This window comes from Armatimonadota bacterium (assembly GCA_016125185.1).
Taxonomy (GTDB): Bacteria; Armatimonadota; Fimbriimonadia; order Fimbriimonadales; family Fimbriimonadaceae; genus Fimbriimonas.
Genome location: WGMG01000007.1, coordinates 105,195 through 129,751 on the forward strand (window position 1 = coordinate 105,195; position 24,557 = coordinate 129,751).

General features: G+C 56.4%; 26 protein-coding genes and 1 tRNA gene. 18 read left to right on the forward strand and 9 right to left on the reverse strand.

Annotation, left to right across the window (positions count from 1 at the left end; translation table 11 throughout):
- The 6 genes from GC165_18010 to GC165_18035 all read left to right on the forward strand — a co-directional run bounded on the left by GC165_18010 (position 1) and on the right by GC165_18035 (position 3,496).
- Entirely contained in the window at positions 1-1,026 is a 1,026-nt protein-coding gene (locus tag GC165_18010; protein MBI1334766.1) for a GHMP kinase, read from the forward strand.
- Positions 1,027-1,182: 156 nt separating this feature from the next.
- On the forward strand, positions 1,183-1,689 hold the full coding sequence (locus tag GC165_18015; protein MBI1334767.1) for a phage tail protein: 507 nt from the start codon (positions 1,183-1,185) through the stop codon (positions 1,687-1,689).
- 17 nt (positions 1,690-1,706) lie between these two features.
- On the forward strand, positions 1,707-2,219 hold the full coding sequence (locus tag GC165_18020) for a phage tail protein (protein MBI1334768.1): 513 nt from the start codon (positions 1,707-1,709) through the stop codon (positions 2,217-2,219).
- 7 nt (positions 2,220-2,226) lie between these two features.
- Positions 2,227-2,724: a phage tail protein gene (locus GC165_18025; protein ID MBI1334769.1), complete on the forward strand. Its 498-nt coding sequence runs from the start codon at positions 2,227-2,229 to the stop codon at positions 2,722-2,724.
- Positions 2,725-3,024 (forward strand): hypothetical protein, encoded by a 300-nt coding sequence (locus GC165_18030; protein MBI1334770.1) that lies wholly within the window; start codon positions 2,725-2,727, stop codon positions 3,022-3,024.
- Position 3,025: 1 nt separating this feature from the next.
- The gene (locus tag GC165_18035) at positions 3,026-3,496 is read left to right on the forward strand and encodes a GNAT family N-acetyltransferase (GenBank protein MBI1334771.1); all 471 of its coding nucleotides are present in this window, start codon (positions 3,026-3,028) and stop codon (positions 3,494-3,496) included.
- On the opposite strand, the gene GC165_18040 is transcribed toward GC165_18035, so the two are convergent.
- Entirely contained in the window at positions 3,493-3,783 is a 291-nt protein-coding gene (locus GC165_18040) for a hypothetical protein (GenBank protein ID MBI1334772.1), read from the reverse strand. The genes GC165_18035 and GC165_18040 overlap by 4 nt on opposite strands.
- A gap of 42 nt (positions 3,784-3,825) precedes the next feature.
- Here GC165_18040 and GC165_18045 point away from each other — a divergent pair, with 42 nt between their 5' ends.
- Positions 3,826-6,408 (forward strand): peptidase, encoded by a 2,583-nt coding sequence (locus tag GC165_18045; GenBank protein MBI1334773.1) that lies wholly within the window; start codon positions 3,826-3,828, stop codon positions 6,406-6,408.
- Positions 6,409-6,419: 11 nt separating this feature from the next.
- On the opposite strand, the gene GC165_18050 is transcribed toward GC165_18045, so the two are convergent.
- The gene (locus GC165_18050; protein ID MBI1334774.1) at positions 6,420-7,301 is read right to left on the reverse strand and encodes a hypothetical protein; all 882 of its coding nucleotides are present in this window, start codon (positions 7,299-7,301) and stop codon (positions 6,420-6,422) included.
- Between the two features lie 111 nt (positions 7,302-7,412).
- On the opposite strand from GC165_18050, the gene GC165_18055 reads away from it, so the two are divergent.
- Positions 7,413-8,684 (forward strand): aminotransferase class V-fold PLP-dependent enzyme, encoded by a 1,272-nt coding sequence (locus GC165_18055; GenBank protein ID MBI1334775.1) that lies wholly within the window; start codon positions 7,413-7,415, stop codon positions 8,682-8,684.
- A 338-nt stretch (positions 8,685-9,022) separates the two neighbouring features.
- Here the strand turns inward: GC165_18055 and GC165_18060 are convergent, their stop codons facing one another.
- The 3 genes from GC165_18060 to GC165_18070 all read right to left on the reverse strand — a co-directional run bounded on the left by GC165_18060 (position 9,023) and on the right by GC165_18070 (position 11,290).
- Positions 9,023-9,556 carry a DUF1697 domain-containing protein gene (locus GC165_18060; protein MBI1334776.1) on the reverse strand — a complete coding sequence of 178 codons (534 nt, stop codon included), beginning with the start codon at positions 9,554-9,556 and terminating at the stop codon, positions 9,023-9,025.
- 18 nt (positions 9,557-9,574) lie between these two features.
- A complete protein-coding gene (locus GC165_18065; protein ID MBI1334777.1) occupies positions 9,575-10,108 on the reverse strand; it encodes a polyketide cyclase in 534 nt (177 codons plus the stop codon).
- A gap of 66 nt (positions 10,109-10,174) precedes the next feature.
- Positions 10,175-11,290, reverse strand: coding sequence for a hypothetical protein (locus tag GC165_18070; protein MBI1334778.1), 1,116 nt, complete (start codon positions 11,288-11,290; stop codon positions 10,175-10,177).
- A 61-nt stretch (positions 11,291-11,351) separates the two neighbouring features.
- On the opposite strand from GC165_18070, the gene GC165_18075 reads away from it, so the two are divergent.
- Entirely contained in the window at positions 11,352-12,308 is a 957-nt protein-coding gene (locus GC165_18075; GenBank protein ID MBI1334779.1) for a hypothetical protein, read from the forward strand.
- A gap of 321 nt (positions 12,309-12,629) precedes the next feature.
- Here the strand turns inward: GC165_18075 and GC165_18080 are convergent, their stop codons facing one another.
- The gene (locus tag GC165_18080) at positions 12,630-13,283 is read right to left on the reverse strand and encodes an HAD-IA family hydrolase (GenBank protein MBI1334780.1); all 654 of its coding nucleotides are present in this window, start codon (positions 13,281-13,283) and stop codon (positions 12,630-12,632) included.
- Positions 13,284-13,490: 207 nt separating this feature from the next.
- Between GC165_18080 and GC165_18085 the strand changes: the two genes are divergently transcribed.
- The 4 genes from GC165_18085 (at position 13,491) to GC165_18100 (ending at position 16,850) form a co-directional block, all read left to right on the forward strand.
- A complete protein-coding gene (locus GC165_18085) occupies positions 13,491-13,688 on the forward strand; it encodes a hypothetical protein (protein ID MBI1334781.1) in 198 nt (65 codons plus the stop codon).
- Positions 13,685-15,067, forward strand: coding sequence for an SAM-dependent methyltransferase (locus tag GC165_18090; GenBank protein MBI1334782.1), 1,383 nt, complete (start codon positions 13,685-13,687; stop codon positions 15,065-15,067). The genes GC165_18085 and GC165_18090 overlap by 4 nt, the downstream gene beginning before the upstream one ends.
- Positions 15,068-15,069: 2 nt before the next feature.
- The gene (locus GC165_18095; protein ID MBI1334783.1) at positions 15,070-16,677 is read left to right on the forward strand and encodes a hypothetical protein; all 1,608 of its coding nucleotides are present in this window, start codon (positions 15,070-15,072) and stop codon (positions 16,675-16,677) included.
- A 98-nt stretch (positions 16,678-16,775) separates the two neighbouring features.
- Positions 16,776-16,850: transfer RNA gene (locus tag GC165_18100), tRNA-Val, on the forward strand.
- Positions 16,851-17,746: 896 nt separating this feature from the next.
- On the opposite strand, the gene GC165_18105 is transcribed toward GC165_18100, so the two are convergent.
- On the reverse strand, positions 17,747-18,799 hold the full coding sequence (locus GC165_18105) for a hypothetical protein (GenBank protein MBI1334784.1): 1,053 nt from the start codon (positions 18,797-18,799) through the stop codon (positions 17,747-17,749).
- A gap of 345 nt (positions 18,800-19,144) precedes the next feature.
- Between GC165_18105 and GC165_18110 the strand changes: the two genes are divergently transcribed.
- Entirely contained in the window at positions 19,145-19,852 is a 708-nt protein-coding gene (locus tag GC165_18110; GenBank protein ID MBI1334785.1) for a PEP-CTERM sorting domain-containing protein, read from the forward strand.
- Positions 19,853-20,123: 271 nt separating this feature from the next.
- Here the strand turns inward: GC165_18110 and GC165_18115 are convergent, their stop codons facing one another.
- A complete protein-coding gene (locus tag GC165_18115) occupies positions 20,124-20,354 on the reverse strand; it encodes a hypothetical protein (GenBank protein ID MBI1334786.1) in 231 nt (76 codons plus the stop codon).
- A gap of 81 nt (positions 20,355-20,435) precedes the next feature.
- Between GC165_18115 and GC165_18120 the strand changes: the two genes are divergently transcribed.
- The 4 genes from GC165_18120 (at position 20,436) to GC165_18135 (ending at position 23,632) form a co-directional block, all read left to right on the forward strand.
- On the forward strand, positions 20,436-21,047 hold the full coding sequence (locus GC165_18120) for a hypothetical protein (protein MBI1334787.1): 612 nt from the start codon (positions 20,436-20,438) through the stop codon (positions 21,045-21,047).
- A gap of 63 nt (positions 21,048-21,110) precedes the next feature.
- Positions 21,111-22,223 carry a PEP-CTERM sorting domain-containing protein gene (locus GC165_18125; GenBank protein ID MBI1334788.1) on the forward strand — a complete coding sequence of 371 codons (1,113 nt, stop codon included), beginning with the start codon at positions 21,111-21,113 and terminating at the stop codon, positions 22,221-22,223.
- A gap of 346 nt (positions 22,224-22,569) precedes the next feature.
- Positions 22,570-23,016: a hypothetical protein gene (locus GC165_18130; GenBank protein MBI1334789.1), complete on the forward strand. Its 447-nt coding sequence runs from the start codon at positions 22,570-22,572 to the stop codon at positions 23,014-23,016.
- Positions 22,958-23,632 (forward strand): HAD-IA family hydrolase, encoded by a 675-nt coding sequence (locus tag GC165_18135; GenBank protein ID MBI1334790.1) that lies wholly within the window; start codon positions 22,958-22,960, stop codon positions 23,630-23,632. Before GC165_18130 ends, GC165_18135 begins: the two co-directional genes overlap by 59 nt.
- 525 nt (positions 23,633-24,157) lie before the next feature.
- Here GC165_18135 and GC165_18140 read toward each other — a convergent pair.
- Positions 24,158-24,508 (reverse strand): VOC family protein, encoded by a 351-nt coding sequence (locus GC165_18140; protein MBI1334791.1) that lies wholly within the window; start codon positions 24,506-24,508, stop codon positions 24,158-24,160.
- Positions 24,509-24,557: the final 49 nt, after the last annotated feature.

The window sequence follows — 24,557 nt, forward strand, 5'->3', positions numbered from 1 at the left end:
ATGGCCGTCCAAAAGATCATTCGCTCCTATGCGCCGGTTCGCATCTGCGATCTGGGCGGCTGGACCGACACGTGGTTCGCCGAAAAGGGTGCCGTCACCAATATTGCCGTCGACCCAGGGGTGGAGTGCATCATTCGCGTCCACGACGAGGGCGACCAAGAGCCGATCACGATCTTCGCCGAGAACTTCGGCGAAAAATTCGTTCTCGGTGAAGGAAAGGGATATTCCATGATCGAAGCCGCCGTCGGTTCGATGCCGTTGCCTGCTGAGGTCGCCCTTGAGATTTCGGTGTTCAGCGAGATTCCACCCGGTGCCAGCATGGGCACGTCGGCCGCCGTATTGGTCGCTCTCATCGGTGCTCTAGACCTCCTGACCCCAGGCCAGATGAGCCCATTCGAGATTGCGCGCAAAGCTCACGATGTCGAAGTCACCACCCTCAAACGTCAGTCCGGCGTCCAAGACCAAATTGCCTCCAGCTTCGGCGGTCTGAACTTCATCGAGGTCATCGGCTATCCGGTTTCAAATGTGTCGCCGGTTTGTCCGTCCGATCGCCTTCTTTGGGAGCTCGAATCGCGACTCGTCACCTTCTTCCTGGGACGTGGCCACGATTCAAGCCAAACCCACGAGCAGGTCATCCGAGCCTGCGAGCAGGGAACTCAGGACGCCCGCCTGCAACGGCTTCGCGAGATTGCCGACGAAGGGAAAAATGCCCTTTACGCAGAGGATATCACCGCCTTTGGCAGAGCCATGAATGCCAATCTTTCAACTCAGCGAGAACTTCATCCCGACCTCGTCGGCCAAACCGCCTCCGAACTCATCGAAATTGCAACGGAATTTGAAGCCATTGGGGCCAAAGTCAACGGAGCCGGTGGCGATGGCGGAACCGTGACCATTCTCTCGACTGCCGATCCCGTCATTCAACGACAAATGGTCGCCACCATCCTAACCCAAAATCCCGAGGTTCGCGTCCTCCCAACCAGACTCAATCAAACCGGACTTCGACGTTGGGTTGCCGTTGCTCAGTAAACTATTTTATTAAAGATTAATCATCATCCTATTGAATTGCGAATGGTGGAGTTCTATAATGGCAAAGAGAGGGCTTAGCCAGGAACTGCTTTTGGGGTTTTGTTCGCTGCGCCATACGATGCCCGCTCTTGAAAAAATTCCTTCATCGGAGAAGTTATGGCCGAACCATTTCTTGGAGAAATCAAACTTGTGCCGTACAATTTCGCCCCTCTCGGATGGGCTTTTTGTAACGGTCAACTCATGGCAATTAGTCAAAATGACGCGTTGTTTTCACTCATCGGCACTACCTATGGCGGAGACGGACAAAGCACCTTTGGTTTGCCCGACTTGCGTGGTCGAGTGCCGATTCATATGGGAACCAATCCGATCGGAGCGGTATTTGGCACGGAAAGCGTTACCTTGATAACGACTCAAATCCCCCAGCACGCCCATATGCTGCACGTATCGGATGACGCAGCGCCTCTTGCTAATCCGTCCGGAGCTTTCCTCTCGAGGCCCGGCTCTCGGCGATTGGGACGTGGCTACTCGGCTACCACCGATTCCACAATGCTGGCGACTTCGGTCAGCCAGACTGGCGGCAACCAGCCCCACGACAACATGCAGCCGTACTTGACGCTCAATTTCGTCATTGCTCTGGAGGGCATCTACCCAAGCCGCAACTAGGCTCAGGAGTCAAAACTATGGATCCATTTATCGGTGAAATCAGGCCCGTCGGCTTCAATTTCGCTCCCGTCGGATGGGCGCTTTGCCAGGGGCAAATCCTTCCCATCGCTCAGAACACCGCCCTTTTCTCGCTGCTAGGAACAACCTACGGAGGCAATGGTACATCAACGTTCGCGTTGCCCAACCTGCAAGGCAACGTCGCCATCAGTTCCGGTCAGGGCCCCGGCCTGTCGAACTATTCTCTAGGCCAGGTCGGCGGCGAGAATAACGTTCTTCTACAGGTGGCCACGATGCCGATGCACAACCACCCGATGGCGGCCTTCTCGGCTTCGGCTGGTGCCGCGCCTACACCCGTTGGTAACTATCCATCGAAGGAAAACGCCAACGCCTACGGCCCCACTCCAAACGCGACCATGGAAATGAGCTCAGTCATTGCCGATGGCGGAGGTCAGCCGCATAACAACATGCAGCCTTATCTCACCATCAATTACATCATTGCCCTTGTCGGCATTTTCCCATCGAGGAGTTAACAAAATCATGGCAGAACCATTTATTGGAGAAATTCGACTCTTCGGATTCAACTTCCCACCAAAAGGGTGGGCGGCGTGCGAAGGGCAAATCTTACCCATCAATCAGAACCAAGCATTGTTCTCATTGCTCGGCACCACCTATGGCGGTAACGGTACGACCACGTTCTCGCTGCCAAATGCGAAGGATCGATGCCTTATCTCGTTCAGTGCAAACTTTGCCCAGGGCCAGGTAGGAGGCGAGGTGAACCACACCTTGACCCTTACCGAACTACCGAACCACACTCATACCATCGGTGCGAGTGACCAAGCCGCTAGTTCGACAACGCCGAGCGGGAATGTCTACGCCAACACGGGCACCGAGTTGCTCTACAACTCGGCGGGACCGAGTTCTTCGGCCCCTGTGCTATCGCCCGTCGGCGGAAGTCAGCCTCATAACAATATGATGCCGACCCTCGCGATGAACTACTGCATTGCGCTGCAGGGGATCTTCCCAAGCCGCAACTAAGTGGAAAAACCGCTGACCATCAACGACTTCGAGCCCCTAGTGGGCTCGGAGTTTTATGTGCCCTATATCGACCGCGAAGGTAACCATTCGTCGCTTACCCTCACCGAAGCGACCAAAACGGGCAATCCGCACCCGGGCCGAACCGAGCCGTTTTCGCTCCTATTCGAGGGGCCGAAGGCACTCGCACTCGACCAAGGCACCTATCTCCTCCGCCACGATTCGCTGGGCGATCTCACGATCTTCATTGTCCCCATCGCCGAGTCGGGCGATATTCGGCAATACCAGTCGATCTTTAACTAGTATGAGTCCATCGGATATCCAAGCCCGACCGGCCACGGCCGAGGACGAAGCCTTTCTACGAGGTCTGTTCTTCACGATCCGCGCTCCCGAATTCAAGATGGCCGGCCTACAAGGTGAGCCTCTAGAGACCTTACTGGCCCAACAGTACGTGGCGATGAGAACCCACTACGGTCGCGTCTACCCCGATGCCGTTTATGAAATCTTCGAATTCGAAGGTAAGCCCATTGGCTACCAAGCCACCATCGACGACGAAACGCTCCACCTCATCGACATCGCTCTCATACCCGAGTTCCGCAGTCAAGGTATCGGCACCGACCGCATGAAAAGACTCCAAGACCTAGCCCAAAACAGTCAAAAGCCGCTGACGCTCACCGTCGAGAAGTTCAACCCCGCTCTCCACCTCTACGAGCGCCTCGGCTTCGTCACCTACGACGAAAAGGACATCTACCAGCGCATGCGCTGGACGCCCTAAACGTCCGCAACTCGGAACGGATAGATTTTCCAATCCACCCAAACGCCGTCCTGAATGTACGGCTCTCGTGCGATCCACGCATCCCGTTCCTCGACCGTCTCGAACTGCACGATCATCGTGCTTCCGATCATGTTCCCGTCGTCGTCGAGCATCGCGCCGCCGAGCACGAAGTTTCCCGTCGCCTTCAAGCCGCGCGCCCCAGCCAGGTGATTGTCGCGGATCGCCAACCGCCGCGCCAACGCGCCCTCGTCCGTCCCGTCCCAGGCATGAACAACCCACTGCTTCATACTCGGCAGTGTACTTTCGTAGAGTGGGGGTAAAGTTCCGACATGCGACGGGTGTGCGGACTCTTACTCCTTGCTTGCTTCTCAACGGCTTGGGCCGACACGATCCCAACCCCAAAGGACTTCCTGGGCCACGACGTCTGCGAGGACTACTACCTCGCCAACTACTCGCAACTTACCAACTACTGGAAGCTCCTCGCCAAGAAATCCGACCGCCTCTCCGTCGTCTCCATCGGCAAGACCGAAGAAGGCCGCGACCAGCTCATGTGCATCATCACCGACCCGAGCAACCGACGCCACCTGGAAGACATTCGCAAAGGTAATGAGCGCCTCGCCCGCGCACGCGACTTCAAAAACGACGACGAAGCCCGCGACTTCGCCAAAAACCAGAAGGCCGTGGTCTGGATTGACGGCGGACTCCACGCCACCGAGACCCTCGAAACCCAGCACCTCATCGAGATGGCCTATCGCCTGACCAGCCAAAACGATCCCGAAACCAAGCGGATTCTGAAGGACTGCGTCATCCTCCTGGTCCACGCCAACCCCGACGGCCAAGACCTCGTCTCCAACTGGTACATGCGAAAGTCGGACCCCAAGACCCGAAGCCTGGCTGGCCTTCCCGAGCTTTACGAGAAGTACTGCGGCCACGACAACAATCGCGATTTCTACGCCAACAACATCGCCGAAACGCGCAACATGAACCGCGTCCTCTACTCCGAGTGGTATCCCCAAATCGTCTACAACCACCACCAGAGCGCGCCGTCCGGCACCATCATGTTCTGCCCGCCGTTCCGAAATCCGTTCAACTACAACATGGACCCGATGGTCGAAATCGCGACCGACCTCGTAGGCACTCATCTCCACCAGCGACTCATCGCCGAAGGCAAGCCCGGCACCGCCATGCGCAACTCCACGCTGTACTCCACATGGTGGAACGGCGGCCTCCGCACCACCACCTATTTCCACAATATGGTCGGAATCCTCACCGAAACCTGGGGCAGTCCCAATCCCGCACCCCTGCCCTTCGTCGAGAAATTCCAGATTCCCAGCACCGACGTTCCCCTCCCTGTCGAGGGCGGCAAGATGTGGCACTTCCGCGATTCGCTGGAGTACGAAATCTCCGGCAATTACGCCATCCTCGACTACGCCTCCCGCTACCGCGAACGTGTCCTGTTCGACTTCTACAAAGCCGGACGAAACTCCATCGACCGCGGCTCGAAAGACACTTGGTCCCGCTACCCGTCGCGCATCGCCAAGTACGGCCAAGAAGCCCTTACCAAGCCAGAACTTCGCGACGCCCGCTACTACGTCATTCCCAGCGGTCAACGTGACTTTGCCACCGCCACCAAGTTCGTCGAGAAGCTGATGCAGTGCGGCATTGAAGTCGACCGCCTGAAGGATTTCGCCGGGCCGTGGGCCAAAGGCTCTTTCGTCATTCGATGCGACCAGGCGTTTCGGCCCCATATCCTCGATATGTTTGAGCCGCAAGACCACCCGAACGACTTCCAATATCCTGGCGGCCCTCCCATTCCGCCCTACGACAACGCGGGCTACACCCTCGCCTTCCAGATGGGCGTCAAGTTTGACCGAGTTCCGGTTCCCGCCAGGTTCGACACCGAAAAGGTCGAACTTGGGCACCTCGGTAACGACGCTTCCGTCACCACCGGTACAACCCAAATTCAGGTCGATCTCACTCAAAACGACGCGTTCACCGTCGCCAACCGCGCCTGGAAGGCTGGTCTGACCGTCAAGGAGTCCAGCACAAGAATCCGAGTCGACGGAACATCGAACCAACTCAACGATCTGCTGAAAGGTATTCCCAACTTGAAGGTCTCTACCTACCCGTCTGAGGGCGATTTCCAAGTGAAGCGTAAGCCGAGAGTTGGCCTTTGGGATCGCTATGGCGGCTCCATCGAATCCGGTTGGACCCGTTATGTGCTGGAGAAGTTTGGCTTCGACTTCACAGTGGTTTACCCACCGGACCTCGACTTCGGAAGCCTTCGCGACCAATTCGACGTGCTGATCCTCCCCGACGGAGCCGTCCCCCGCGACGGCGGACGTGGCGGCGGCAATAACGACCGCCTAGCCGACGATGACACGATCCCCTTCCGATACCGAATGCGAATGGGAGGCTTCTCCGAGACGACCGAAAATCGGCTAAAGGAATTCGTCGAAAAAGGCGGTCACATTCTCTGTATCGGCGACTCGGGTCTCAACCTCGCCGACCGCTTGAAGCTACCCGTGAAGTCCGCTCTCGTCGACAAAAGCGGCAAGTCCCTCGCCAACACCGACTTCTACATCCCCGGCTCCATCCTCACCATGAAGCTTGAGCCCGGCGAACTCACGCGCGGCCTGGAGGAGCATGTCGACGTCTTCTTCGACCACTCGCCATCCTTCAAAGTTGAAGGCAACGCCAAAGCGGTCGGCACCTACGATTTCCAGGAGCCGCTTCGTTCGGGCTGGGCGTGGGGGCAAGAGCACCTCTACCGCTCCGTCGGCATTGCCGATGTTCCGGTTGGCGAAGGTCGAGTAGTCCTCTTCGGGCCAGAAATCCTGTTCCGGGCGCAGTCGCATGGCACGTTCAAGCTCCTGATGAACGGCATCTTTCGCGCCGCTCCAACCGGATAGTGGGTCAATTCTCATAGGTGTTTGGACAGTTCATCTGCGCTCCATCGCTTCTCTTTCCGAGCAAGCGCGCGCCGAACGGATGCCGTGTTCGCCGTCGGTACAACCCGCTCGACGATCGCAAGCGTTTCAGCTGTCAAATCGCGAAGCTCGGCGGCGGCCCCTTGGCCGCCTTCGAAGACCAACGTCAGCCGGTCCGCAAGGTTCGCTGGCTTCTCTTGCATCTGCGAAAGAAAGTCGCTCATTCGTTTGAATTGGAAGGTCGAGAAGTACAACCGATTCACTCCCGCAAGCGTTCCAATCAGATTCTGGGCACCCTCCACCAGCGCCTGGGCTCGCCACAACTCGGCGTCCCGCACCGCCAGCCGCGCCTCGATCGCCCACCACGGCTGAATCGTGAAATACTTATCGACCATCGCCACCTGCAAAGCGTCGGGATATTTCGACGCTCGAGCCTTAAAATGGTCGATCAGGTACTGACCATGGATCGCCCGTCCCGCCAGGACCCCAGAAAGAGCTTTCTGAAACGGGCTTGTGACATCGAGGTCCACCAGCACTGAATTCATGTGCTTGTCCATGGCGTCGATGGTCGTGTGCGCAAACTGGCACTCAACCCCAAAGACGTCGTACGACTCAATCAGGCTCCCTTCGTTCCGATCGCCCAGGCACCAGTTCAATTGGTCCGCACCATTTTTCCGCATCGCCTCCGCAAGCTGGCGGTTGCTGGGAAGCTTGTCGTAGTAGATGGCAATGTCTACGTCCGAATACTCGTCGACGATTTCGTACGAAACCGAACCGATCGAGAGGACGGCTTGAGTGTTCGGCAAGTCGATGTAGGGCTGGCAAACCTTATCGACGAGATGCCTCAGCAGAGAAACGAGGTCGGGGCGAGTCATGGAATCCAAAGGGCCGGACTACTTGTACGGACGAATGGCGGTCCAAAGTTTCATAGTTAGGGATTTCTACCACCCTTCCCGTTTCTTCACATTCCCTTTATACTGGCGGGTATGCCGCTCTCTCGTCGCGACCTCTTCGTGGGCGCATTTGCCGCCGCCGCCTTCAAAGATCACACCCTCGATCTCGTCGCCAATGTGGTCGCCAAGTACGGGAGCAACACCGATGCCCAAGACGAGGATTTCTGGGCTCAAATCCAGGAGGCGTTCACCCTCGACCGCAACACCGCCAACTTCAATAACGGTGGTTGTTCGCCTTCGCCTCGCATCGTGCAAGAAACCCTCCGCCGTCAGTTGGAGTTCTCGAACCAGGCCCCCAGCAACTACATGTGGCGTGTGCTGGAGCCGGAAATCGAATCTGTTCGTCAGCGTCTCGCCCGTGTGTTCGCCTGCGATCCCGAAGAGATGGCCATCACTCGCAACGCTAGCGAGTCGCTCGAAATCCTCATCCTCGGCCTGGGACTCCAGGCCGGCGACGAGGTGCTAACAACCATCATCGACTACCCGCGCATGATCACCACCATCCAACAGCGCGAGCGTCGCGACGGCGTCAAAATGGTGCAGGTCAAGGTCCCAACTCCCGCCAAAACCGCCGAGGACCTCATTGCCCCCATCCGAAACGGCATCACCGACAAAACCCGCATGATGGTGATCTCCCAAGTCTCCTTCATGAACGGCCAAATCTTCCCGATCCGCGAGATCGTCAAACTCGCCAAGTCGCACGGAATCCCCGTCGTTGTAGACGGCGCTCACGCATTCGTGCAGTTCGAATTCGACAACAAGGACCTCGATTGCGACTTCTACGGCACGTCGCTTCACAAATGGCTAATGGCACCCATCGGGACCGGCTTCCTATACGTGCGCAAGAACCGCATCCCCGACGTGTGGCCGCTGATGGCCGCCGGCAAAACCCAGGATAGCGACATTCGCAAGTTCGAAGAAATCGGCACCCACCCCGCGGCAAACCATAACGCCATCGGCGAGGCCCTCACATTCCACGAAATGATTGGGATGAAGCGCAAAGAAGCCCGCCTTCGCTACTTGCGACATCGCTGGACCGACCGCCTTCAGGACTTCAAAAACGTCCACTTCTACACCAACCTCGACCCCAAACAGTCCTGCGCGCTGACCACCGTCGGAATCCAAGGTGTGAAAACCGGCGACCTCGCCGGATGGCTCCTCACCAAACACGGCATCTTCGTCACCGCGATCGTCAACGACTTCATCGACGGAATCCGCGTATCCCCCAACGTGTACTCGACCATCGAAGAAATCGACCGCTTCGCCGACGCAATGGTCCTGGCCGCCACAAAAGGAATCGCGTAGTCACTGCGTGGTATTCCCTGATATTGACCAGCCAAAAGGTCCCTCTCCAGATTATCCGTAGGAAATCTGGAGGGTCCGCAGTTGGAACTGCCACAAAGGCAGTTTCAACGTGGATGGGTGTCTCCTGACTTGTCAGGAGACGGGAGGGGAAAATCCGCGTCACAATGCGAACAAATGAGGTCAACGAACTTGGAAGGTGGGCATCTTGCCCACCAAGTAAAGTCGTGGCACTGCTAAAGACGCCTGCTTGTCCGCCGAAGTCCTATGGACGAGGACGGAGGAGGGCGAAGCTGGGATTTACGGGTGTAGCCGAGCATAGTGAAGCTAACCAGCTACCCTCAAATCATCGCGCCCAGCTTCAAAACCGTATTCCAATTCCGACCCGTCACTGATACCCCAAGCTCCCGCTCGATGATCTTGATCGTCAATTTCGACTCCCCAATCCCGTCTGGATACACGAAATAGTAATCGCAACCCGAACTCTGAAAGTACTCACGTCCCTTGATCCGCGCCCGCAGTGAATCCTCCTGCTCGGGCGTCGCCGTCCCGCCGCCAAACAAAACCAGCAAGTGGCTCGGATCATCCGCCGCCTCGCGTCGGAACGGATTCCCCGCGATGATCGCCGACAACTCGTCCGCTGTCCGGACGAAGAACTCCGTGCTCAACCCAAGCCGCTTCTCACACTCGTCGCGCAGAAAGACCTCGGTCTCACGCGGCGACCGACTCCCGCCATCAAAAACGAGATTCCCCGTCTGCAACAGTGTCTTGGCTTCGCCGTACCCCAGGTCCGTCATCCACTGCCGAAGGTCGGCCATCCCGATCTTCCGGGTTCCCGAAACGTTGATGGCGCGAAGAAACGCGAAATACGTCACCCGCCCAGCATATCTCGTTCAGCGTCCGACGAAGATGCTATCCGCATGGCGCTTCATGTCACGAATGCGCACCAACTCTCGTCGCAAGGCCGCCTCGCCCTTGTTCATCGCCCAGTGGTGATTGGCCGAAAATACCGGCTTCAACAACCAAGACAACCGCCGGATGAACGGTTTTTCTGCCCGGATCCGCCAGTCATAAACGACCTCCACTTCGTCACCGTCTTGAATGAACGTCCACTCGCCGGTGCCCACAAAATCACCCGTGGCCACCAACGAAAAGCCACTTGGACGCGCTGCATGCGTGACTCGGAACTGCCACTTCAAGGTGTAAGGAAGCCAGCCCTTGGTGTGGAGCGCGATCACCCGCCCCAACCCGTCCTCATCGCCTGGCTGAACCTCTTCGACCTTCAGGTAAACCTCTGACCACCAGCGCGGCAAGCCCAGCGGGTCGCCCAGAATCTCATAAATCTCTTCGCGCGTGGCTTCAAAGCGCCAGCGGGTCACGAAGTGGTAGTCGTTGCTGGCTGTCGTCTCGATCGGTGTTGAAATCATCTTGACTCCATTGCACCTACCGACCCTAAATCGCCCGTGAACTAAGCCTGAATAGAAGATGAATTCCTAAGGAAGCGGGTCGCCCGGCCCCGGATGCCGCGGGTCAAACACCGCAACCCCGACCCGCGAGTCCGCACAGCCGTAGTACAAGTACCACTTATCCCGGAAGAACGTAAGCCCTTCGACGAACACCGTTCCCGCTACATACTGGCCACTCTTCTCAAACGGCTCCATCGGCCTCAAAAACGGAACGTCCAAGCGCCCCAATGGCTTGGTCGGATCATCTTTCGAAAACAGAACTTGACCGGCGCAGTAAGCATTCGGGGTGAATCGCGGGTCCCGATTGTCGCCGCCATCGTTCTTCCCGTTATACAGAAGCACGATGCCATCCTTGGTCAAAACCGCAGGCGGTCCGCACTCCGTCAGCGAACTATCGAAGAACCCCTTCCGAGTCTTGATAAGCTCCCTCAGTTTTCCGTCCGCCGTGCGAAGCGGCGTCCAATCGACTAGATTTTTCGAAGTCGCCGCAAACACGGCCGACTCACCCCAATACATCCAATACTTTCCTCCGATCTTGGCCACGGTTTGTCGGCCATGGCTGACGTGCGTCACGATCGAACCAGACTTGTAGAAGGGCAGGTCGATGCCGTCGCGCTCAAAAATCGGCCCATGCTTCATCCAGTGCGTCAAATCCTTCGAGGTGGCCACCGCCAATCGGGCGTTCTTCCGGTTCCACTGCGTATAGAGCATCACGTACGTGCCGTCGTCGGTCACGCACACCCGCGGGTCTTCACAACCGCCGGGCCACTCGTTAGCCTTCTGCCCGTCCTCGTCGGGATAGAAAACTGGCTTATCGCGGCGTTCAAAATGAACCCCATCACGGCTCGACGCATAGCCGAGGCGCGAAGTCCGGGTTCCAATCTTCACACCCGTCTTATCCTCGGACCGGTACAAGACCACGATCTGACCTTTGTAAACGGTCGCCCCAGGATTGAACGTATCGTTGGATTCCCAGGCAATGTCGCTCTTCGTCATCGGATCGAAAAACCGCGCGCTTTCGTCCGGGCTGATGATTGGATTAATGCCAATCGGGCGCACGAATCCGCCCAAAGCCCAGTGAGGTAGCGGGTTCAAATGAGGATTTTGAGCGGGAATCAACCCAATAGCCGCAAGGATTAGCATGGCAATAGTCCCTACCAAAACTACCCGAACCCACTCCGCCATATACTGGAATTGGGTTCAATTGAGGAACTTGGCGATCGTCTCCACCCTGGTTTTCTGTCTCGTCGCCTGCGGCGGTGGAGGTGGGAGTGTTGTCGGTGGATCAACCGGCTCCACCGACCCTAACGGTGACCTTCAGGGACGCCGTATCTTTCCCGTTGACGACCCGTGGAACACCCGGATCGACATCGAGCCGGTCGATCCCAACAGCGCAAATCTGATCGCCTCTATTGGCCTCACTGGAAGCCTCCACCCCGATTTCGGTGCGAACTGGAATGGCGGCCCATTCGGAATCCCGTACGTCATCGTCGAGGGCACCCAAAAGAAGGTCAACGTCGCATTCGATTACGCCGATGAAAGCGACCCCGGTCCCTATCCGATCCCGTCCGATGCTCCCATCGAAGGGGGAGCCAGCTCCAGCGGCGACCGCCACGTCCTGGTCATCGACAAGGATAACTGGATTCTCTACGAACTTTACGCCGCCTACCCCCAGAGGGACGGCACCTGGACCGCTGGCAGCGGAGCCATTTTCGATATGACCAACGGCACCACCCGCCCGGCTGGCTGGACCTCCGCCGATGCCGCGGGTCTGCCCATTCTGCCTGGCCTTGTGCGCTTCGACGAAGTCTCCAAGGGAGCCATCAACCATGCGCTCCGATTCACCGTCGCTCAAACCCGCCATGCCTACGTCGCCCCAGCCCGGCACTATGCCAGCTCATCCACCGACCCCAATCGCCCGCCGATGGGCATGCGCGTTCGCCTCAAAGCAAGCTTCGATCTTTCCGGCTACCCGGACTCCGCACAAGTCATCCTCACGGCGCTCAAGAAATACGGCATGTTCGTCGCCGACAATGGCAGTAACTGGTATGTCTCCGGCGCACCCGACGCCCGCTGGAACGACGACGAACTGAATACCCTCAAGCAAGTCAAAGGCTCCGATTTCGAAGTCGTTCAGATGGGTCCAATTACGACTAACTAGAAGCTATCTGGGAATTGGTCTAACTATTTACCCGCGGATAAGCGTTGCTCCTGATCCACTTCGTTCCGGTGCTGAGCGGCGTCTAGCCGCGCGGTATCTGTCTCCCCTTCTGCGCCCAAGGACTCTCCGGTCCGAAGCCGAATCTCGCCCACCAGGTTCCGGGCATCGAAGGTCCAACTTACGTTAGGTGCTAATCCACGATGCCCCTTGGAGAAGGAGGGTCCACAACATTCCTGCCACGAAGGCAGGAATGTTGAGGAAGGTGAGCAAAGCGAACCGGGGGATAGATGGCAGCCTTATGTACGGTCCAGTCACGACCAACTAACCCAAAAAGTGGGCGCACAGATCAGCGAACGAGGCAAATCGATAGTCTGGCGAAGTGCACGTGCCGAAGCCATACTCCACAAACCCGTACGGCACGCCGCATTGCCGCGCCGCTGTCTCGTCGCCCTCGGCATCCCCGATCATCATCGGCGAGGTCAAATCGTTCCGCGCCATCAGGTCGCGTAGATTGTCTCCTTTTGGATTCCCCGTGTTACCCCAGCACTCGATGTCCGAGAACAGCTCTTCCAATTCGTTCAGCCGCAGAAACGTCTCGATGTAGCCCGATTGACAGTTGCTCACAATGAATAGCGGATACCGCTCCCGCAATCGAAACAGACCGTCTCGCACGCCTGGATACAGCACCCCGCCAACTTCGGCGATGACCCGATTGTCCTCGACCATCGTCGCGTCCGAGATGCGCTGAATCTGCTCTTCGCTAAGGTCCGTAAAGGTTCGGCGAATGCACTCCTCGTGCGGACGGCCCGTCACCACCCGGACATCCTCCGCAATGATCGTTCGGTACGGAATCCCCTCGGCCCGCAAGACGTTGTTCCAGGCGATGGCGCAGGGTTCGCAGGTGTCCCAAAGGGTTCCATCGAGGTCAAAAACGATGGAGTCGTGGCTCACAGGGGCAAAGCGTACCCTTGTCATGAATAGTAAGAAAAAGGTAAGAAAGTCTTTGGGCTCCAAATCGCGATGGATCGTTGGTCCCCCTCGAACCCAAGCGATCCCCTCCAAAAGACGACAAATTAGGCTCAAAACTAACCCGTTAATGAAGGTCGGATGAAGTTCATAGGTACTTCGAAGGACCGCAGGTCGTTAACTGAACCTTTACATATATACTTCGTTATGCCAACAATGATTTTTGATCACTTAAACAGCTATGTCCATGTGGCGCCAATCGCCTACCTCGACGGAGGGTCGGGCAGCCTCATTTTCCAGATGCTCATAGCCGCCAGTGTCACGGTTGGATACGCCATCAAAACCCAATGGCAAAACCTCGTAGCGGCCGTTTCGCGGCTGCGACATCGAGGCTCAAATCCTTCCGATCAATGACGGAAGCCGTTCGCTCGGCATCATCCTTCCGCGACCCTAGCGGGTTTGTTTTCCAAAGGGATGGTGTCCTGTATCGTCAGATCAATCAGTCCGCCGCAGCGGACTTTGAACTCCTTGTTTCGTCCGGCCTGCAAAACGAGCTGACCGACGCAGGTCTCGTGGTCGCCGTAGAAGAAGCCGACCTCAGTCTGGCGGTCACGCCTGAAGCGGCAAAGGTCATCCGCCCTGCCCGCATTCCCTTCGTCTCCTATCCCTACGAGTGGTCATTCAGCCAGTTAAAGGACGCTGCTCTCCTCACCCTCGAGGTCATGCGCCGTGCACTCGGCAAAGGCATGTCCCTCAAGGACGCCAGCGCCTATAACGTCCAGTTCGTTGGGACGCGGCCGGTCCTTATCGACACCCTCTCGTTCGAGCCGTATGTCGAAGGTGAACCTTGGGTGGCCTATAAGCAGTTCTGCCAACATTTTCTCGCCCCACTGGCTCTGATGTCCCACGTCGATATCCGACTCGGAAGCCTCCTGCAGACGAACATCGACGGAATCCCGCTCGACCTCGCTTCAAACCTTCTCCCCGGCAAAACCAAATTTCAGCCTGGCCTGCTGACTCATATCCATCTGCACGCCAAGGCTCAATCTCACGATGGCGGCGGAAAAACGTCTGACCGCAAGCCAACTATTTCGAAGACTAGCTTGCTCGCCCTGGTGGACAACCTCAAAGGCACGGTTTCTGGTCTCACTTGGAAGCCCGCTGGCACCGAATGGGCCGACTATTACGCCAACACCAACTATTCCAAAGAGAGCCTGTCTCGCAAGGCCGAACTCGTCGCGTCGTTCTTGGCCAAAGTCCCCGGCGATGCCCAAACCTGCTGGGACCTCGGCGCCAATAACGGAGAATTCAGCCGCCTCGCCGCCGCCCGAAGCCTATACACCATCGCCTGGGATATCGATCCCGCCGCCGTCGAACAGGCATACCTCGCCTGCAAATCCAGTAAAGCCGATCATCTGCTTCCGCTTCTCCAAGACCTCCGCAACCCCTCGACCGATCTCGGTTGGGCCGGAGCCGAGCGTGATTCGCTCCAGTCCCGTGGCCCCGCCGACGTCGTCCTCGCTCTCGCCCTGGTCCACCATCTCGCCATCGGCAATAACGTCCCCCTCGATCGCCTCGCCGATTTCTTCGCCCAGGTCGGTCGTTGGCTGATCGTTGAGTTCGTCCCCAAAGAAGACTCCCAGGTCCAGCGGATGCTCGTCGCCCGCAAATACATCTTTACAAGCTACGACCTTTCCGGTTTCGAACAAGCCTTCCAGCGCCGATTCGAAACGGTCGAAAAACAAGAAATCGAGGGCACTTGCCGCACCCTCTTCCTTATGCGAAGGATCTGACAATGGACGAAAACCCGGTGGTCGAGGCCAAGAAGCCCAGCGGCAAGGGCCGCATTTTCTACCCGGTCCTCTTCGCCATCTTTCCCGTCCTGTCCATCTATTCCGCCAACCTCTCACTCGTCCCCTTCGGCATGATCATCCGGCCCGTCGTCGCGGTCGCCATCGCCGCCTTCCTGGTTTGGGGTCTTCTGAGCCTCATCTTGCGGCGGTTGGATCGGGGAGCCGCCGCAACCGCCGCCTTGACCCTGATGCTCCTCACCTTCGTCGGATTCAACCGACTTCTGTACCGAATCGACATTCCCCAAGACATCCGCCCCAACGTCTGGCTCGGCACCACCATTGTCGTCGTGCTCGTATCCGCGTTCGTCTGGCGATGGCACAAGCTCCTCAATATCGTCTCTGCATCGCTGGTTCTCGCCGCCATGGGGCAAATCGCCTTCGGTCTCGTCCAAGCCGCCACTTTTTCGCCGCCAAAAACAACCAACTCGACCCCGATCACACTCCCCAAAGAACGGCCAGACATCATCTACATCATCCTCGACGGCTACGGCCGGTCCGACGCCCTCAAGCGCGCGATGGGCTTCAACAACGACGCCTTCATCCAAGGGCTCGAATCGCGCGGGTTTTACGTCGCCAAAGACGCCCACTCCAACTACTGCCAAACCGAGTTGTCCGTCTCGTCTTCCCTCAACTTTGACCTCCTGCAGAGTCTGCTCCCCAATCTCAACGACGAAGACAACGACCGCTCACCCCTCGGCGAACTCATTGACCACAATGCCGCCGCCGACTACCTGCACAAACGCGGCTACGTCTTTGCCGCCATCACCAGTAAGTTCCCGCCGATCCAGCTGGACGACGCCGACATCAACATGAAAACGCGCACGGGTTACACGCTGATCGAGTCCGCCCTGCTCCAAATGACGCCGTTCACGTTGTTCCAGGGCAACCTAACGTCGCTATTCGACCAGCGTCGCGCGACGATGCGGAATGAGTTCGAAGCCCTCGAATCGCTGGCGTCCACCAGCGCCAAGCCTCGCTTTGTCGTCATGCATGTCCTCGCCCCCCATCCGCCCTTCGTATTCGATAAGGACGGCAATCCGACGCGCCGCGAGGGGCCGTTCGGCTACTGGGACGGAAGCGATTTCATCGATCACGTCGGCACGCCCGAGGACTACCGCCAAGGCTATATGGGCCAAGCCGAATACGTCGGTAAGCGTCTACTCAAGTCGCTCGATGTCCTCTTTGCTAAACCCGGCCTCAAACCCGTCGTCATCGTCCAGGGCGATCACGGCTCCAAACTCCGCTTAGACCAGAACTCCTACGAACACACCGACGTTGACGAGTGCTTCCCCAACCTCAACGCCTACTTCGTCCCCGACGCGGTCCGCAAGAACCTCTATCCTGGCATCACGCCGGTCAACTCGTTCCGCATCCTTTTCAACGGCCTCTTCGGCGATAACCTGCCCCTCCGCCCCGACCGAAGCTGGTACTCCACCTATCCCAAACCGTACGACTTCATCGAAGTCACCAACCGCCTGTCCAACCACGAGAAGATGCCAACCGTACCCTTGCCGAAGTTTCCACCGCGCCCTCCGGCCGGCGATGACTGATGGGTACAATCAAATTCCGTTTCGGGCTGTTAGCTGAGTGGCAGAGCATCCCGATCCATCGGGAGGGTCGTCGATCTTCCTGGTATCCTAGTTCGCAGGGGCGGTTAGCTCAGTGGTAGAGCACTTCGTTCACACCGAAGGGGTCGTAGGTTCAAGTCCTATACCGCCCACCATTTTCCATTAGAGCATTTGGGGGCACAGGCGTCTCGCCTGTGGAAAGAGGCTGATGCCTTCTCCGAGAATTCATATAAGCAATGGTAGTGGCAAAGACGTCTGCGAAGCTGGGATTTACCAGTAATAGTCACATGTGAATAGTTGAGCCAGTTAGCACTTAATTATTCAAGATTCACATCGTTTGCCCTTTCGCCTGTATCCAACGGACGTATACACTGCTATCGAGTGAAAGCAGAGTTGGCGGTGCCAAATGAATCTTTGCGTTAAGTGCCATCGACCAATGGGCCCCGACGACCTGTTTTGTCGGGCCTGTGGAGCGGACAATCGGGATCCAACTGAGCCAAAACAAAGAATTCCCCTTCACGACCACACTGGCCAACCATTCTGCTCGATTTGCGGTGCTCGTACCGTCGCGAACCCTTGGAGACGCTCCTATTTCGCCATCTTTCTGACGGCTCTGTTTCTGCTGTGGGGCGCCTGGGCTTTACTGCCGATTTCCGGGCACGAAGTGGCGAGAGACGTGTGGACGCTAAGTGCTCCCGGGGGCAGAACTCCCGGTTTGCCGGTACCAGGCTGGCTCATTGCCTCCATCTTTATTGGCGTCGCTTGGTCAAACGCATTTCAAAAGACCGATAGACGGTGAGACTTTCGAAGCGATCTCCGGTTCAAGTCGAAAGCGGAGGGCGAACGAGGGAGTGATCGCTTGCCTGGGACCACTCAACCGACCTCTACGAGCCGAAGTGAAGGGCAAAGTTGAGAGCCTGACCATGGGACTATTGGAGGAACAAAGCGGACCTACCAGCCGCCTTTGCCTTCACCTAATAATGAAAAAGCTGAGAAAACAAAAAGTGTCCGCCGTAATGACAAGGGCGGACACCAATCGAACCCCGAAGACTTAGCCGTTTCCGTTCGCGGCCTTGCTCGATACCTGAACCTTCTTCACCCACAGGTCCGCGCCTTCACCCCACAAGCGACTGTTCGGCAAACTCAGCGAATCGATGAACGATTGTCCATACGGCTCACCAAGAGCAGTATTGAAGTAAAAGTCCGGCACGCTCGAAAGCTGCACGAGGCCAGGTTGGCCGTTCGTTCCACCGTCGAGCAAGGTAAAAGTACCAAAACCAATATCCCTCTGGCGGCAGTCGACGTCCTCTTCGATGCCACCATGATCCAAGAGCATGTACTTCCGATCAATTCGATGCCCGACATGATCAACCCGGAAGACTTCTTTGCCATCAACCATCCATCGCATTCGTCCGGCAGATCGATCGTAGGCAATAGAAAGATGCTGCATCTCGCTCTTCTTACGTGTGGCAACCGGGATCACGTACGTAAAGGCCGCATAGTTGTGGCCGGGCGTGCGACCAAACGGCAATCGCTCATACAGAGCGTAAATCCGCTTATTCGTCATGAAGAAGTCGGAAACCAGAAACGACTCCAAGTCGATGGTATTCATTGCCGGCGCGGCCAGTCGAACGTCGTCATCCGGGTCGGTGACGTTTGCCCCAAACGGATGCTGCTCGTTGCCATAGCTCTCCCCGCCGATCCATGTTTCGAAGGTCAGCTCCTGACCTGGTACCGCGTCGAACCCTGGCACACCTGTCGAAGCCAAATGGTTCGCATAAGCGAGCCACTTAACGTGATCGAAGCCTCCGGGAAGGCTGAACGGATCGGTCTCTTGTCCAACCGACAGTGTAAACGCCGGTAGACCCGTGAGCGGGTTCGTGCCCTTGGCCCGAACGTAAAGCCCTTTGTTGGAGGTGCTTACAATTCCGTCGTCACCCACGAAGGGCCCCGCAGCGAAATAGAACCACTTAGCAGTCGGACTATTAACGCTAAAACCGTCGTTAAAGTCGTCGTACATGATGTTGTAGTTCTTCTGCCCAAAAACGAATGACGCACACCCCAAAAGTGCAGCGATTCCGAGTGTTCTAGAGATTGATTTCATCTTTGACAATCCTCGCCCCCTCAACCTCAACGTTAAGGAGGGAAGCAGGCAAATGAGCCTGCTCGTGTTCCGTTATACACCAGCATAGTGCTATGTGCAAATACTAGGTTTTGCAGTAGTTTGAATTCATCAACTAGTATGATAAGTGGTAAATTAAAGTTATAAAATAGATACCGAGAGAGCCGTAATGTATAATTAAATTGCTTTAAATGTTTCGAGATAGTGTTATTTTTAATCGATGCAACTCTTTCGCATGAAGGTGTAAGATTATCGTTAAATCTTTAGTGCCCGGTGATAATGCCAGGCTAGTATTGTTGCGGATGGGGAATATACTTCGGTTTCTCCATGACTCATCGATCCTTGCGCCTAGCCTTTATTCCTGCATTTGTGACTCTCGCTGGCGTTGCCCACGCGTGGATTTACACCGACAACTACGAAGACTCAAGCCAGTTCGGCGTGAAGTTTCTGACCGGTGGAACCGTAACAACCTCGGCTAGAACGGAGAGCGGCAATCGCTTTCTTCAAGTGACTTCTCATGGTGCATCGAACACAGGCGGACCGGCCAGCATGATGGTCGGAATCTATCGTACGATCCCCTTCGTCAGTCAGTGGCCCTACTACGATCCGTCCAGCCAGGGTTCATTCGCCAACATACAGGTCGAACTTGATGGGCGCTACATTTCGTCAGTGGGCGACATCACTGCCAACCTGGGAATTCTCTTAATTCAAGGATCGCAAACATTCTATGCTTCGACGCCCGTTGCAATCACCTCGGCGAACTGGCAGCACTTCTCAACCGGTCCGATATCAGTAGGCTCCCTTCTCTCGCGCCAATCTGGAAATATTGATCTGTCGCCGACCGGAGCTCCAATCCTTGTCTGCGTTGGCCTTGACGCTCGCACTGGCGATTCGCTGTCGACAAACCAAGTAACTTTCGATATCGACAACCCCACGATTCAAACCGATGTCGTCCCCGAGCCCTCTGCATTCCTGGCGGTGCTTGGAGGATTGTCCGTTCTTGGCCGCCGTCGAAAGATCAGTCGAATAGGTTAGAGCTACTGCCCTTATTGCCTGGCAATGTCTAGCAAAAAGCATTCGGGCCAATATTTGCCGAACATCGCCGGTGTAGATCAGTCATTGCGATCACCGAATGACGACGAGCGAGCCCCTGCCTACAATGGTCTTCCTCCGGCGATGGGAGACAATCGGCTTGCGCCGTCTCATATATGGATCGTGGCGAACTCTGACCTTGCCGCTCGCAATCGTGCTCATGACGCCAGGCGCTCTCGGCCCGTCTATCAGCCAAATGACTGCGATTGCTGCGTTAGCCCCCTCTTTTGCTCTGGTCGCTCTCCTGTTCGCGCCGCAAGGGCCCCATGCTGTGATCGTTGACGGACCCGTCCTTGGCCTCTACACTGGCAAAACGGTTCCAGATATATACGACCTGCGAGCCTTGGCGGCCATCGAAAGAAGGCTGGAAAGGGGAGACTGGATTCGCAAGCAAGTTCGCTTCTTTCTCATCTTCCAAGACGGTCGACGGATCGCGATCGGTCATGAGTATGAAAGGTACTATAGTCTGGTCCTTACCATACAGCGGGAATTCCTGTATACTTAAGTTTGAGAAGATTTTCCAATTATGAATCCGCGGTTCGAAGGGCAAGTCGCCAGCCTGAGGCTGAACGCCGAGCAAATTCATACTCTCATCTCTTCGCCTTGCAGCGAGGTCTTTGACGCGCTGAGCGCAATTGAGCCCCGCTCGGCCCGTGAAGTCGCAAGTGACATTGACCGTAGTCCCGCTAGCGTAGGCGAACAACTTGCCAAACTCCTCGACGTGAAGCTCATTATTCCGGCTGGCACCCGCAAGCGTCGATCCCGAACGGAGGCCCTCTACGTTCATGCCGGCATGGCTACTCAGCTCTTTCTCAATGACCTGACGTCGGACGGCATTGAGCAATACAAGCTTCGATTCAAGAGTCAAATGCGCCAAGCCGAACGACAGCACGATGCCGTTTACGGAGCCGTGGCGAACGATCCTTCGTACACGGACTTTCTCATCTACAAGTACCACACCCTCTTCGTGGATCGCGAGCGAGCCCTCCGCCTCAAATTGGCCATCGCCGAACTTCAAAGCCTCATCCTGGAACTCTCAGAAACCAACGCCGATGCTCGTGAAGATGGCGAGTTTGTCCGAGTCCAATTCACGGTCATGTCTCTGCCGACTCAGCAGGAGAGCAAACGTAGGACGTAATCCCTAGAATCATTATATAATAGGAAAATACATATAGTCCGAGTATAATGTTCCACTAAAGCTATGAAAGTGGTAACAACATATTCGTCGCGAGCCTTGGCTATTGGGGCCGCAATTGCATTGGGATCGATCTCCTCGGCCAATCAGGAATACGAGGTCGTCAACATTGGAAACTTGTCCGGCGCCGACTTCGGGCACGCCTCGGCCATCAACAACAGTAACGTGATCGTCGGTTGGTCATCGACTGGCGGAGTCAAAGATGGTTTTCAGTGGTCAGAGCAGTACGGCATGATCGACATGAACATGTGGGGTTTCGACTCGTGCGTCATGAACGATATCAACGACAACGGACGAATGGTCGGAAGCTTCACCAAGGATGGGGTGACGAAGGGCTACATCCATGTGATGCCCTTCCCCGGCTTCAACTACATTTACTACAACGAACCGGTGGGCAACGACACCGACAGCCAAACTTTTGGCCTCAACAACTTCGAGCACATGGTCGGCAACACCGGCATCTCGCCGACCGATCGCCGCGCCGCGGGGTGGACCATCAATTTCGGAGGCTTCACCATTCCGGGCTATGGGCCGCAAGAGGCTTCGCAACTCTACTGCATCAACGATGCGGACACGATGGGTGGCTATGCCAAAGTGAACGGCACTCAGCGCGCGACCTTATTTTTCAACGACCAAACGCTGCTTGATCTGCACGGCGCTTTGCCGGGCGCAAACGCCAGCACGGTTTCCAATCTGAACGACCAAGGCTGGGCAACCGGAATCTATCACAATGCCAATAACGTGACGTGGTCGTTCCTCTACAACCCGGAACTAGGCGTTCAAACCTTCGAAAACCTCGCCGGTTGGGACTCCATGAGCTTCCATGAAGTCTCGGGTAACGGAGTGATCGTGGGGACAGGCTTTGGCGGTCGAAACGGAGATCGTGCCACTCGATGGACCCAGGAAACTGGTCTCCTCGACCTCAATTCCTTGATCTCGGCCAATACCGGCTGGGTGCTCCAAGACGCGACCGACGTCAACGAGAACGGATACATCATCGGCACCGGAACCTACAACGGGGTCCAAAGCAACTTCTTGCTGAAGCCCGTCCCCGAACCCGCTGGTATCCTCGCCCTCGGCCTTGGATGCCTCGCCCTCCTTCGCCGTCGAAAGAGCTGAACCGTAGCCATCGCATGATTGATTCTCCCTCGCTGGCCGAGGGAAGAGTCCGCAAGAGGTCTAGCTCTAGAGGCAAGACCGACGTGGATGTGAACAAAATGAACAGGTGGGAGTGGATTGTATCAACCTTGAGGTGCGAGCCAATGTGGCACTGGTAAAGACATCTGCGCGTCCGCCGAAGTCCGACGACGAAGGAGGGCGAAGTTGGGTTGACCGGTACTGATAGTGTTAGGGGATAGGCCTCTCCCGCGTGCAAAGCGACCAAAAGAGACGAGCCTTCCGAAACAAGCTGACTACTCCCCAAGTGATACAATGGCTCTATGAACGCTCCGGGAGGAGAAGGGAAATGCTGATCGCAACGATGGCGTTCATCGTTGGCGTAGATTGGGGAGCAAAACCTCTGTCTTTTCCGGCCGACGCGAGTCGCATTCAGTTTGACGTTTATCTGCCAAAGGCCAGCGAAGGTTGCCAAATCGAAAGGACTAGCATCGTTTGGATTCCCACATTAGCGGACTTTCCGGCCCGTCAGCCGAGGCAAGCGGTCCTCTTCGAGCTCAAAGCAAAGGGAGGAGCCTCGATCCAACTGCTTGAAACTCCAACCAAAAACAGCCAGTACCGTGAAATTCTCGGCGAAATACTATCCCAGGGATATTTGCGGACCGGGCCTCAGAAAGGTGAAAGCTGGCCAAGCATCGAAAAAGGTGCGACCAGCATCTGCATCTTGACCAAGTCATTTGACTATCCATACCTCTACAAGTGGAGTGAGGGCTTGGTGCTCTTTCAGAAATCCTAGTCCCGTGCTGGATCGCATTCTGAGCAAAAGAGGGGTCCTTCTCGATCTCGACGGAACCCTCGTCGAATACGCAAGAAACTACGCCTCCTTCGCCGCCGATTTGGCCGAGAGGTTTGAAATCTCGGACCCGAAGTCTTTTCTCGAAATCTATCACCAACAAATCGTCCAAGATGGCCGCGTCACATTTCGCGAGAGTATCGAGAGGTCCTTGCAGGTGATCGGGGCGTCAAAGCCGCAGGACTTCGACCACCTGGTTCAAATTTCGGTTGACCAATATGCAGATGGAATCTCGCGCCTGCCTCACACCAGCAAACTCCTCGAACTCCTCGAAGGTCTGCCGAAGGCGATCGTCTCCAATGGACCCAGCGACATGCAGCGCGCCGCCATCGCGTCGGCCAGACTGCATGACGACTTCCAATCCATCCTGATCTCTGGTGATGCCGACGTCGCTGTCCGAAAACCCGCTGCCGAAATCTTTCGCCTTGCATGCCGCCGCCTCGAACTCCCGCCCGGCGAAGTAGTGATGATTGGCGACAACCAACTCGCCGATATCGAAGGCGCCCAAAGCGCGGGAATCGAGGCTCTTCACATCGACGAGATCATCTCCTGCCTCTAAAAAGGTTCGCCGTCGAAACAAACCCAATCTCGAAATAGGTAACCAACCTTTCAGAAGGCAGAAGGCAGAAGGCAGAAGGCAGAAGGCAGAAGGCAGAAGGCAGAAGGCAGAAGGCAGAAGGCAGAAGGCTCCAAATTTGTCACAAACGAAGCTATCCCTTGGCGAACGGATTCACGAGTAAGGGCATCTGGCGAATGGAGCGCAGCGATATCCCGCTCTGCGGGACCGTGCGATTGAGTGCAATCTCTTGAACAAGCCTATTAGCCACGCTCCTCCACTGGGGGAGGTGGCGTCCCGATCACTCAAAACAAACTATCGAAGCATATGATCGGGACGACGGAGGGGAGGACACAAAGCTGCTAGCAACCCCAACATGAGCGAAGGGCCCACCTCTGTTCCCATCATCCGAACGAGCCCCAAACCGGTCATCCCTTGGCAAGAAATACCTGGCGAATGGAGCGCTAGCGACATCCCGCCTTGCGGGACCGTGGGATTGACGACTAAACCGACGAGCCCTATGCCCTCCTATGCCCCCTTCGGCTTCCACAACCCAATCACATTCCCACCCGGATCCGAAATCCACGCAAACGTTCCCATCGGAATCGGCACCGGACCGACGATCAAAGTCCCGCCGAGCTCTTTTGCCTTCTCGATCGACGCTTCGACATCGTCCACCTGCACATAAAACGTCGTGTACTGGTGGGGCTCATGCCCCAGCGAAGTGATCTGTCCCGGAATGCCTTCGCCTGTGTCGATCATCGCCCCCGTAGGTGTCGACGAGAGGTTCCAATCGAAGAGCGAAGAGTAGAACTGGCTGGTGGACTCCGAGTCTCGGCATCCGATTTCGAAAAAGACAACAGGATTTGACATGCCCATATCCTAACCCATTCTTGTTAAGACTTGAAAACGCAGAATAAAAATATCT